The sequence below is a fragment of the Psychrobacillus sp. OK028 genome, from assembly GCF_900103605.1.
Classification (GTDB): Bacteria; Bacillota; Bacilli; order Bacillales_A; family Planococcaceae; genus Psychrobacillus.
In genome coordinates this window covers 63,289-74,128 of sequence record NZ_FNHY01000012.1, presented here as the reverse complement: position 1 = coordinate 74,128, position 10,840 = coordinate 63,289, and the positions used below count along the sequence as shown (strand labels likewise).

Below are 10,840 nucleotides of genomic sequence, written 5' to 3'. Positions count from 1 at the left end.
ATTCACAGACTTCGAAAACGGTACAGACTTCAAACCAGCTGCAGTTCAAGCAGATTCAGTGAACCAAATGCTAGACCAAGTTATTCCTTGGACAACTGCTTTAAAAACTGTACGCAAGTAATTATATACGGTAACAAATTATAGAAAAACTCATCCTAAGGGGTGAGTTTTTTTGTACACTTTTAACATACCTATATTTAGACAGTTAAAATATAGGTTCAATCTTTATATAGCTTATAATGAAGAATATCTTGAGGTGAGTGGTCAATTAAATTATCTAAAAGTCTTGTTGCAAGGAAGTTGCTTTAGTGACATATAGAGTTGGATAATACAATTTTTTTTGGGTTCAACTAACCCATTAGTTGAACTAGAAATGTTAAAATTGTTAATAAAACATTCTATTTCTTTTTTGTAATCCCAAATGGGGAAAGCAGTCATTGATTGGTAGCACGGATGTATTACTTATTATTATTACTTATTTATTCCATATACGTTAATATGTCTATTTACTTTATACCCAAAGGAGGAGTTTTATATGTCAAGAAAGGCATTTAGTGCAGTTGGAGCGGTTGCTGTCGGTCCCTACTCCCATGCAATCGAATCAGGAGATTTAGTATTTTTATCTGGACAAACCCCAGTTGACTCCCAGACTGGAAAGCTTGTAGAAGGAGACATTGTTGAACAGACAAATCAATGTTTCAAGAATCTTTTCAATGTATTAGAAGCAGCTGGCTTAACTCCTGATAATGTTGAAAAAGTGAATGTATTCTTAACTGATATGAATAATTTCAACGCAATGAATGAAGTTTATTCTGCACAATTTTCTGAGCCATACCCTGCTCGTACAACTATAGGTGTCTCTTCCTTACCTCTTGGTGCACAGGTAGAAATTGAGATGATAGCTAGAAGATAACGCTCTTTTCTTTGTCCAACCAAACTTTAACATAATGTTTTTTTATAAAAGATATCATTTAACTTCTCTTTATAAACGTTTCGACTAAATGGATATTCATGGCATCAACAGATTCTTCAAAGCTATTTCGATTCCATTCATTTATCAAACCAACAATTGCAATAGTTAGTCAGCCTGAAGAAATCGGTTATAAAAAATCATTTCTCAAGAACAAACTAATCTGTTACCTCTATCTAACGGCAACTGGTTATTTTGTTCTTTTTTTCATTTCTATTTGCATAGAATGTGAAGGAAGTTTTGCCTCTTGTAAAGAATTTAAAAGAAAGGGGAGTGTTTGTCTTTATGTGGAGCAAAATTATTGGGGTTTTAATCGCAGTTATGGGCATTATTTATATTTTCTTTATTCCAAGTGATCCTGTTTCAACAAAGATTGTGTTTAAACTTATACCGATGCTACTTATTATATTATTTGCGTTTCTACGACCTGTCGGAGAGTCAAAAAAGTACAAGACACTTATTTTAATCGGACTCACTGTTTGTATGCTCGCTGACGGGTTGATTTATTGGTTTATTGTTGGACTCATTACATTTTTAATCGGTCATATTTGGTATATTTTTGCGTTTAAACAAATCAAGCATACCCCTCTTCCTAAGTGGATAATCGTAGTGTTATTAGCATATGGACTAGCGATGGGTTTATGGCTAGCAGGCACTCTTTGGTCTCAAGGAGATATAGTGTTAGCCTGTGCTGTTGTTTTGTATATTGGCGTTATTTTGACGATGGGTTGGAGTGCTTTTCAAACAGCTAACAAGTTTGCTATCATTGGCGCTATTTTATTTATCTTCTCGGATTCCATACTTGCTATTAATAAGTTTATAGTCGAGGTTCTTTTCTCGGATGCCTTGATCATGATTTCCTATTACGGGGCACAATTTATGTTCGCAATTAGTATTCAATATTCCGTAAGTCGAAAGAATCTGATAAAATAGGAAATAGCTTTGCAAAATCGAAAGGAGATTTAATCTCATGAAAGAAACATTAATCGAACGTTTAGTTCGCTATGCAAAAATAGATACACAATCAGACGCATCTAGCACAACTTGCCCATCTACTGAAGGACAATGGGACTTGCTTCATGAGCTTCAAAAAGAATTAGCTAGAGTTGGTTTAGAGGAAATAACATTAGATGAAAATGGATACCTTTTCGCCACTTTACCTGCTAACACAGATAAAGAAATTCCAACAATCGGCTTCTTAGCCCATGTTGACACAGCTACAGATTATACAGGGAAAAACGTAAACCCACAGCGAATCGAGAGCTATGACGGACGAGATATTACGTTAAATGAAAACACAATCATGACTGTTCAAGATTTCCCAGAATTAAAAAATTATGTTGGTCACACATTATTAACAACAGATGGCACTACCCTTCTAGGTGCCGACGATAAGGCCGGAATTGCGATCATCATGACAGCAATGGAATATTTTATCGAGCATCCAGAAGTAAAGCACGGGAAAATTCGAGTTGCTTTCACACCAGATGAAGAAATCGGACGTGGTCCACATAAATTTGATGTAGAGAAATTCGGCGCAAAATTTGCCTATACAATGGATGGCGGTCCATTAGGAGAGTTACAATTTGAAAGCTTTAACGCAGCTGGTGCCAAAGTTGTAACGAACGGAAAAAGTGTACACCCAGGTTCTGCCAAAGACAAAATGGTGAACTCCATTACTATGGCTACAAAATTCCAATCTCATATGCCAACTGACGCTGTCCCTGAAAAAACAGATGGTTATGAAGGCTTTATTCACTTGATGAATATTAATGGGGATACAGAAAAAACAGAACTTAGCTACATTATTCGTGACCATGATCGTGAAAAATTCGAAGCTAAAAAACAACTATTCCTTGATACTGCACAGAAGATCAAAGCAGAGTACGGAGAAGATGCTATATCTGTTGAGTTAAACGATCAATACTACAATATGGGTGAAAAAATTTCTCCCGTTATGGAAATTGTAAATGCAGCAAAAGATGTGATGATTGCATTAGACATTGAACCACTTATTATTCCAGTACGTGGAGGAACAGATGGCTCTCAACTTTCTTATATGGGAATGCCAACACCTAACGTCTTCACTGGTGGAGAAAACTATCATGGAAAATATGAGTTTATCTCTGTAGATGTAATGGAGAAATCAACGGAAGTTGTAAAAGGGATCATTCAATCGTTTGAAAAACAAGCATAAGTTGGTGCAGAAATGCGTGAAATATTATTAGGTGTTTTAGCCTCTTTGTTTTTTGCTGTTACCTTTATACTTAATCGTTCTATGGAAATATCGGGAGGAAGCTGGATTTGGAGCTCCTCCCTTCGATATTTTTTCATGCTACCTTTTTTGTTCATCATTGTTTATTATCGAAAAGGTTTATCCGCTACTTTTAAAGAAATAAAATCTGCACCAGCAGCTTGGTTACTATGGAGCTTCGTAGGTTTTGTATTATTTTATGCACCACTCACTTTTGCCGCGGCTTATGGACCTGGTTGGCTAATTTCCGGAATGTGGCAATTCACGATTGTCGCTGGAGTTCTGCTTGCACCATTATTTATGATGCAAGTGGAAAACAGAGTCATAAAACAAAAAATCCCAGTTGTTTCGTTATTTATTTCACTCCTGATTTTAATAGGAATCATCCTTATACAAATTCCAAATACGGAATCAGTCAATTTTCGAATGATCTTTTTAGGGATATTACCTGTCCTGATAGCAGCCTTTGCCTATCCTCTAGGTAACCGTAAAATGATGGGACATTTAAATGGACGTTTGGATACATTTCAACGTGTTTTAGGTATGACTGTTGCCTCCATGCCTGCTTGGATTTTATTGGGGATGTACGCAATTTTCACTGTTGGATTACCATCTTCTGATCAAGTATTTCAATCCTTTATCGTTGCAGTTAGCTCTGGAGTAATTGCTACTATTTTATTTTTCATGGCAACTGACAGAGTTCGCAATCATCAGGGGAAATTGGCGGCTGTAGAAGCAACCCAATCTACCGAAATCATTTTCGTTATTATCGGGGAAATGTTCTTGCTACACGTGCCATTACCAGCACCGATTGCACTTATAGGACTTGGTATCATTATTCTAGGTATGTTCTTACATAGTTACTATACGAAAATATTAAATAGAAAAGCTGTAATAAAAATAGAGCAGCAATAATATAGAGTATCGTGATTTTAACTCACGATACTCTTTTTCTGTAAAAAATCGCGTAGATTTACTAAGTAGAAGTGGAAATCAGGCTCCCCATTTGAGTTAGTTGGAATTTTGAATGGTTTAGTTGTAAAAATCAATAGCTTAGTTGGAATATTGGGCAGTTTAGTTGGAATAATCACTCCGCTAGTTGGAATAGGTAATTAATTCCATAATATAGCTTTATTTTCAGTGCAGTGCCAAACGTAAACAAAAAAGATTGACAGCTACTAACACTACCAATCCTCTTTTTTGGTTTTTAACTCTCTAATACTGGCTGATAAAGTAAGGAAACTCCCGAAGAAATTGCTGCTTCACTAACTGCTGCAGCTACTACTTGAACAACTCTCTCATCTAATGCTCGTGGAATGATATAGTCATCTTTAAGCTCACTTTCATTGACCAACGATGCAATCGCCTCAACAGCAGCCAACTTCATCTGTTCGTTAATATCTGTTGCCCTTACATCTAAAGCACCTCTGAAAATACCTGGAAATGCCAATACATTATTTACTTGGTTTGGATAATCAGATCGACCAGTTGCTACTACTCTCACGCCCAATTCTTTTGCAAGTTCATACGAAATTTCGGGAGTAGGATTAGCAAGTGCAAAAATAATAGAGTCTGAATTCATTGATTGGACTAAATCTTTTGTGAGTAAATTAGCTATTGAAACCCCAATAAATATATCTGAACCTTCCATTGCGTCCTTTAATGAACCAGTTAAACAAAGTGGATTCGTTAAATTTGCAATTGATTGTTTAATAGGATTCATGCCCTGTTCGCGTCCTTCATAAATAATTCCTGTTGAATCACACATAATAATATTAGTGTATCCTAACTGTAGAAGAACTCTCAAGATAGCCATTCCAGCAGCTCCAGCTCCATTAATAACAACTTTTACATTATTTTTTGTTTTATTTACAAGTTTCATCGCATTTTGAAGTCCTGCTCCAACTACAATTGCTGTGCCGTGTTGATCATCATGAAATACCGGAATATCCAGTTCACTGCGAAGTCGATCTTCAATTTCAAAACAACGTGGTGCGGAAATATCCTCCAGGTTTATAGCACCGAAAGTTGGACTTAATGCTTTTACAATTTGGACGATTTCATCAACGTTCTTTGTGTCCAAACATATCGGAAATGCATCAACGTCAGCAAATCTTTTTAGTAAAATTGCCTTTCCTTCCATGACGGGCAAAGCAGCTCCTGGTCCTATATCACCGAGGCCTAATACGGCAGTACCATCTGTTACTACACCAACTAAGTTTCCTTTAGCGGTATATTCATAAATAGTGGATGGATTGTTATGGATTTCAATACACGGCTCTGCAACACCTGGTGAGTAGGCTAAGCTTAAATCCTCCATGCTGTCCATTGGAACTTTAAAGACAACTTCTATCTTTCCCTTACTTTCACGATGCAATCGTAACGCTCTTGATTTCAAATCCATTTTCACACACCATCCCTTTTTTATTTTCCCCTTTGATAAGGACTATTGAATTTTTATCCAATAATCTTTATATTCTCAAAATTATAGTTATTCCCAAACTACATGTCAACGGTTAATACTTAGTGAATATGTTCACAATTAATTTCCTATGTTTATATTTTATTGGAAAATAAAGTTTATTTTAATAAAAATTATAGAGTTTTTTATTAAAAATTCTCGTAAAAAAATAGGTAACCATTTAATTGGCTACCTACATATTCATGCACTATCTTAACTTTGAGGGGGTCAAGGTGTGCACCTAATATCAGCTACGATTTGGAGAAAAGTCGCTGTTAGAACTTCTTCATTAAGAGGAACTCTCTACGGTAATGATAATCATTTTCAATTAAAAAGTCAACTAAATGTACAAAAAATTGTATACTATTTACATGACAAACTTATCGAATACTCAAATCCAACAATTAAATAACTATAGTGTTTTTACCCAGCCTAGTGGAACAATATTATTCACAGGGAATAATGTCGCTCATGCACTACCCATCATTAAACTAATCTCTTCAGCACCAAACGATCCTATTGCTGCTTCTTTTTTTATGAGAAGAGTTGGAATGTTCATCTCTATGCAGTTTTACATGATGACAATGTATGACGAAATCTGGGATGGCCCTATAGAAGCGCTTCAGTTTTTTGGTACGACCGAATATGGGAACAAAACAATAAGTACATTTGCTCCCCAGGAGTTTTTTCGAGATGTTAATAAAAAACGTGATGTAGATGTCCAGCTTATTTGGGAGCAACAATGTTCCCCAATTATTGATCAACTCCGCTCCCAATGCAGTATTTCTCCATTAACACTTTGGGAAAATGTTTTTGGGTACTTAATTTGGCATTACTACACGTTTTTTGAAAATCCAGCGTTAGAAGACAAAGCGAGGAATGATTGGAAACTATTAAAGGATCCGGCCATTTGGAAGGTATTTGCTTCTAAACAGTATTTACATTTTTACTTAAAAGATCGAAATCCAGCAGATCTTTTAAATACTACAGTGAGAACAACCTGTTGCTTTTCAAAGGATGTACCCGGATTGCAAAAGTGTGGTTTTTGCCCACAAGTAAAATAATTTATTTATAAAATGTATGCATGATTGCTCACTCTTTGGACATACCTAAGAAGAGTTCAAATAAAAAGGAGTGAGGAAGATTGGGAAGCAATATAGATAATCGTATCGATGCAAAGCTTGATAGCATTGGCCAAGAAGAAAAAGAAGAAATCCTAAAAAACTTTTCTAGCTTTAAAGCGTATTTATCTGGAAAAGTAGCAGCTGGTGAAAAAATGGGACTTAGTGATGAAACTTTAGCTAAAGCTACTGAAAAAGTGGCTGGCTATTTAGCTAACCATGAAGAACCACGTAACCGCGAAGAGCATGTCCTTCAACAATTGTGGATAAGCGGAGACAAAGATCAGCAACAAGCGCTTAGTCATATGCTTTTAAACATGGTTAAAAATGGCTGATATTCGCAAGGATGCAACTGGAAGGATACTCGACAATCCTGATGGTGTTCGTACTACCAAAGAGAGCTTATTTGATATGCATGAGGACATGCAAACTGTCGATGCCCTCCCTGTCGAAGATATAAATATTGAATTTCTAGATGAAAAAGACCACAACCACACAAAAAATCGTTCACTCAGTTCAGAACGATACCCCAAATAAAAAAACGCTTGCTCCGATATCCCACACTGGAGCAAGCTTTTTTGTGCTTCGACGAGCTTCGCGCAGGAGCCAAGCCTTTTCTGCGACGAGCTTCGCGCAGGAGCAAATTTCTATTTATGCGATAGTATTCTACATTTAGATTAGTTTAGCCGCTACCAGTCTTGTTCGAATAATAATACCTATTAGCGCGGCTACCACTGCTTTCGCTAGGTCAGGAAGAACAAATGGAAGCATTCCACCTTTAAACGCTGCATCCCAAGGTAGTTCAGCTGCAATTTTCAGCCAAATAGAACCAAGGATTAATATTATAAACACAGCTATTATATTGGCAATAATTGCTTGTATTTTTGAATACTGAAATTTATCTAAATACCATCCAACAAATAGCGCAGCAGGTATTATTGCAACTAGGTATCCACCTGTTGGACCGAGTATTATACCGAATCCACCTTTCATCCCAGCAAAAACTGGAATTCCTATTATTCCCATCAATACATATACAGTTACGGCAAGTGTTCCATACTTTGCCCCTAGAATAGTTGCTGTTAGCATTACCGCAATCGTCATCAATGTAAAGGGTACTGGCGGAACATTGATCATAATTTGTGCTGCAACTGCTATGATAGCTGCAAACAATGCAGCTACAATCATCATTTTTAAACGGTCATTTCTCATATGTATTCCTCCTCTATAAATGAGTTAACCATATGTACAATTAAAGTTAACTCATTTATATTTTAGTTAGAAAAGAATTACTCGTCAATACAAATATTTTCAAGAAATATTTCCTGGAAAATAAAAATCGCCACAAACTCAATGTTTGTGGCGATACATTATTACCATCTACTACTAGCATTATCTATTGTTTCTAATCTAACCGTTCCTTTTTGCATAGGTGGTGGACAAGCTTTGTTGTACTGCATTATTTTTTCATTCACTTTTGTCACTCTAAACTGTAGGCCTTCTTTTTCATCAGCTGCATATTTTTGCGCAATGTCATGCAGTTCATCCTTTATCTCATGCTGAAGCTTTAACCAGTGTGGTTTAAAACCCGCATCCTTCGCAATTTTTTGGAAGTGTTGAAAGATATCGCCAGAGAAGTACTCCTCTGATATTGGCTTCCCTGATCCCTTTAAATTATCCATGCCGCCAGTCTTTGCATATTCTTTTAGAATATCTCCTATCAAATCATTACTTGGCTTGTTGAAGTTATCGTTATCCATAGTGCACCTCTTTCATGAATGAATGGTTTCATCTTGGAATGCATTTCTTTGAGAATGATTACAGTCTTACTTGAGCAATATGTGGTGCTTTTTGTAATAATAATTCTAAAAACTGCTCTTGATTGTCTGGAGAAATTATTATACTCCCCATTAATGAGTGTTTATAATAGATTTCTAGTGCATCCTTGGAAGAAAGAATTCGATAGCCAACTAATATATTGGATGACTTATTTACCCTAGTCATATCCTTATATTTTATTTTACTTCGGAAAGGACCACCTTTTACATACAAATAATCATCGAAAATAATGTAATGAATATCTAAGGAAACCCATAAGAGAAAAACTGTACATACTAAAAACAAAGCAATCATAATCCAGATAGCCAAATATTCAGGTGAATTTGTATAAAACAATTCATATGCTACCGGCCACAAAGTCGCTAACGCAATGATAACTATTGCAACCGACATCATAATAATAAATGTCCGATCAATTTTTGAACGGAACTCCATCATTTTTGCCTCCTATACTGACTTCGTAGCAGCATCCTTAATGCCCTCTCTGTGCGCATAAATATTTTTTAATATAACTTTAATAACCGCGTAGGTCGGAATAGCCAAGATAATTCCCCATAAGCCTGCGATATTTCCAGCCGCTAAAATAATAGTAATAACGGTTAATGGATGAATATCCAATGATCTCCCCATCACATTTGGCGTGATAAAGTTACTTTCAATTTGTTGTGCAACTAGCATGATAATTGCAACATAAATTGCCAGCTTAGGCTCTTGGATTACTGCAATGATTATTGCTGGAATAACTGAAATATACGGTCCTAAAAATGGTATTACATTCATCATCATACCGAAAACTGCTAGTAATAAAGCATATTCTAAACCTATAGCAAAGTAGCCAATCAATAGCATTAAACCAACTAAAAAACTAACAAATAATTGCCCTTGAATATACGAACGTAAAGTATCATCAATATCAACTAATGTTTTACGTACCCACGTCTTTTTCTCGCCTTTAAAAAAGCTAGAGACAAAGGGGGCAAACTTTTCGTGGTCTTTTAACATATACACAAGGAAAAATGGCACTAGTACAAGCAAGAAAATTCCTTGGAATACATTTTGAATAAATTGAATAAGAAATGAGCCTGCTGAAACCGCTATATCATTAATCCTTCCTGTTGCATCATTTACCGTTTCTTGCAGTGTTTCTGGTAATAGATCCTTCTGAGAAAGCATATATTTCGTAAATTGTTCCACCTCTTTAACAATACCTGGAGTGTTATCAATTAATGTATTCACCTGTTTTGTTAGTGGAGGACCAATTAATGCATAAAACAACCAACCTAGTAGACCAATTACAAAAAATACTGAAAGCATACTAGCCCATCTAGGAAACTTAATAGATTCCAACCAATTTAAAAGCGGACGTGATAAATAAAAAAGAACACCACCTATAAGTAAAGGTAAAAATATCGTTTGTCCAATTATCAAAAGTGGTGAAAAAATGCCTTTGACTTCGATGAACATACGAATAATAACTAACGTCAGTAGTATGGCTACTCCTGTTTGAAACCACAGTTTCTTTGTCATGTGATGCTCACATCCTCTATTATTAATAACTACTACTTCTACGCATTTTCTAACTGAAAGTTTCAATTATTATTTCTTATCGTACCATTATTGAGGTACAATTTTAAATAAAATCTTATTGGAGAGATTAGTGAACATGGAATACTATAAACAACTAAGAAAATATGTAGGACATCAACCGCTCATATTACCTGGATCGAATGTGCTCATTTTGAATGATAAAGGCGAAGTATTACTGCAAGAAAGAGAGCCAGGTATTTACGGTCTGCCTGGAGGGTTGATGGAGCTAGGTGAAAGCTTCGAAGATACAGCCAGACGTGAAACGTTGGAAGAAACCGGGCTTCATATTGGAGCACTTCAGCTTTGCCAAGTATATTCTGGTCCTGACTATTATATTGAAAATCCAAACGGGGATACGTTCTATTCAGTTTCTGCAGTTTATAAAACCTTTGAATATAGCGGACAGATTTTGGCAGATGGCAATGAGTCCATTAGTCTTCAGTTCTTCCCTCCAACTCAACTGCCAGATGGTATTATGGTGAGTTATCGTAAGTTTATTGAGGATGCTTTGCTTTAGTTTTGATTTACTAGCGCATGCGTATAGTTTACTCACTTTCAACGGTAACTTACTCTCATTCGTGAAGAGCTTACTAGCGCTTCATGTAAAT

Annotated in this window: 13 protein-coding genes and 1 pseudogene; 9 read left to right on the top strand and 5 right to left on the bottom strand. The window is 35.9% G+C overall.

Annotation, left to right across the window (positions count from 1 at the left end; all coding sequences use genetic code 11):
- The 5 genes and pseudogenes from BLR36_RS19110 to BLR36_RS17400 form a co-directional block, all read left to right on the top strand.
- A pseudogene (locus tag BLR36_RS19110) lies at positions 1–121 on the top strand (NADPH-dependent oxidoreductase); the annotation flags it as partial.
- A 414-nt stretch (positions 122–535) separates the two neighbouring features.
- Positions 536–913, top strand: coding sequence for a RidA family protein (locus BLR36_RS17415; protein WP_093063007.1), 378 nt, complete (start codon positions 536–538; stop codon positions 911–913).
- A 342-nt stretch (positions 914–1,255) separates the two neighbouring features.
- Positions 1,256–1,903, top strand: a complete 648-nt coding sequence (locus tag BLR36_RS17410; protein ID WP_093063006.1) for a lysoplasmalogenase — start codon at positions 1,256–1,258, stop codon at positions 1,901–1,903.
- Between the two features lie 37 nt (positions 1,904–1,940).
- Positions 1,941–3,167, top strand: a complete 1,227-nt coding sequence (gene pepT, locus BLR36_RS17405) for a peptidase T (protein ID WP_093063005.1) — start codon at positions 1,941–1,943, stop codon at positions 3,165–3,167.
- A gap of 12 nt (positions 3,168–3,179) precedes the next feature.
- Complete coding sequence (locus BLR36_RS17400; protein WP_093063004.1) at positions 3,180–4,139, top strand: DMT family transporter; 960 nt, start codon at positions 3,180–3,182, stop codon at positions 4,137–4,139.
- A 292-nt stretch (positions 4,140–4,431) separates the two neighbouring features.
- Here BLR36_RS17400 and BLR36_RS17395 read toward each other — a convergent pair whose 3' ends face one another.
- Positions 4,432–5,628: an NAD(P)-dependent malic enzyme gene (locus tag BLR36_RS17395; protein WP_093063013.1), complete on the bottom strand. Its 1,197-nt coding sequence runs from the start codon at positions 5,626–5,628 to the stop codon at positions 4,432–4,434.
- 401 nt (positions 5,629–6,029) lie between these two features.
- Here BLR36_RS17395 and BLR36_RS17390 point away from each other — a divergent pair, with 401 nt between their 5' ends.
- The 3 genes from BLR36_RS17390 to BLR36_RS17380 all read left to right on the top strand — a co-directional run bounded on the left by BLR36_RS17390 (position 6,030) and on the right by BLR36_RS17380 (position 7,343).
- Entirely contained in the window at positions 6,030–6,749 is a 720-nt protein-coding gene (locus BLR36_RS17390) for a hypothetical protein (protein ID WP_093063003.1), read from the top strand.
- Between the two features lie 80 nt (positions 6,750–6,829).
- Entirely contained in the window at positions 6,830–7,141 is a 312-nt protein-coding gene (locus BLR36_RS17385) for a DUF3243 domain-containing protein (RefSeq protein ID WP_093063002.1), read from the top strand.
- Positions 7,134–7,343 (top strand): hypothetical protein, encoded by a 210-nt coding sequence (locus BLR36_RS17380; protein ID WP_093063001.1) that lies wholly within the window; start codon positions 7,134–7,136, stop codon positions 7,341–7,343. Before BLR36_RS17385 ends, BLR36_RS17380 begins: the two co-directional genes overlap by 8 nt.
- Positions 7,344–7,478: 135 nt before the next feature.
- On the opposite strand, the gene BLR36_RS17375 is transcribed toward BLR36_RS17380, so the two are convergent.
- The 4 genes from BLR36_RS17375 to BLR36_RS17360 all read right to left on the bottom strand — a co-directional run bounded on the left by BLR36_RS17375 (position 7,479) and on the right by BLR36_RS17360 (position 10,172).
- Positions 7,479–8,018, bottom strand: coding sequence for a biotin transporter BioY (locus tag BLR36_RS17375; protein ID WP_093063000.1), 540 nt, complete (start codon positions 8,016–8,018; stop codon positions 7,479–7,481).
- Between the two features lie 161 nt (positions 8,019–8,179).
- Positions 8,180–8,566, bottom strand: coding sequence for a DnaJ family domain-containing protein (locus BLR36_RS17370; RefSeq protein ID WP_093062999.1), 387 nt, complete (start codon positions 8,564–8,566; stop codon positions 8,180–8,182).
- A 58-nt stretch (positions 8,567–8,624) separates the two neighbouring features.
- Complete coding sequence (locus BLR36_RS17365; protein ID WP_175454113.1) at positions 8,625–9,080, bottom strand: PH domain-containing protein; 456 nt, start codon at positions 9,078–9,080, stop codon at positions 8,625–8,627.
- A gap of 12 nt (positions 9,081–9,092) precedes the next feature.
- Positions 9,093–10,172, bottom strand: coding sequence for an AI-2E family transporter (locus BLR36_RS17360; protein WP_093062997.1), 1,080 nt, complete (start codon positions 10,170–10,172; stop codon positions 9,093–9,095).
- A 136-nt stretch (positions 10,173–10,308) separates the two neighbouring features.
- Between BLR36_RS17360 and BLR36_RS17355 the strand changes: the two genes are divergently transcribed.
- Positions 10,309–10,749, top strand: a complete 441-nt coding sequence (locus BLR36_RS17355; protein WP_093062996.1) for an NUDIX hydrolase — start codon at positions 10,309–10,311, stop codon at positions 10,747–10,749.
- Positions 10,750–10,840: the final 91 nt, after the last annotated feature.

Coding starts and splice junctions, on each gene's coding strand:
- BLR36_RS17415 (WP_093063007.1), top strand. CDS start 536: ATGTCAAGAAAGGCATTTAGTGCAGTTGGAGCGGTTGCTGTCGGTCCC.
- BLR36_RS17410 (WP_093063006.1), top strand. CDS start 1,256: ATGTGGAGCAAAATTATTGGGGTTTTAATCGCAGTTATGGGCATTATT.
- pepT (WP_093063005.1), top strand. CDS start 1,941: ATGAAAGAAACATTAATCGAACGTTTAGTTCGCTATGCAAAAATAGAT.
- BLR36_RS17400 (WP_093063004.1), top strand. CDS start 3,180: ATGCGTGAAATATTATTAGGTGTTTTAGCCTCTTTGTTTTTTGCTGTT.
- BLR36_RS17395 (WP_093063013.1), bottom strand. CDS start 5,628: ATGGATTTGAAATCAAGAGCGTTACGATTGCATCGTGAAAGTAAGGGA.
- BLR36_RS17390 (WP_093063003.1), top strand. CDS start 6,030: ATGTACAAAAAATTGTATACTATTTACATGACAAACTTATCGAATACT.
- BLR36_RS17380 (WP_093063001.1), top strand. CDS start 7,134: ATGGCTGATATTCGCAAGGATGCAACTGGAAGGATACTCGACAATCCT.
- BLR36_RS17375 (WP_093063000.1), bottom strand. CDS start 8,018: ATGAGAAATGACCGTTTAAAAATGATGATTGTAGCTGCATTGTTTGCA.
- BLR36_RS17370 (WP_093062999.1), bottom strand. CDS start 8,566: ATGGATAACGATAACTTCAACAAGCCAAGTAATGATTTGATAGGAGAT.
- BLR36_RS17365 (WP_175454113.1), bottom strand. CDS start 9,080: ATGGAGTTCCGTTCAAAAATTGATCGGACATTTATTATTATGATGTCG.
- BLR36_RS17360 (WP_093062997.1), bottom strand. CDS start 10,172: ATGACAAAGAAACTGTGGTTTCAAACAGGAGTAGCCATACTACTGACG.
- BLR36_RS17355 (WP_093062996.1), top strand. CDS start 10,309: ATGGAATACTATAAACAACTAAGAAAATATGTAGGACATCAACCGCTC.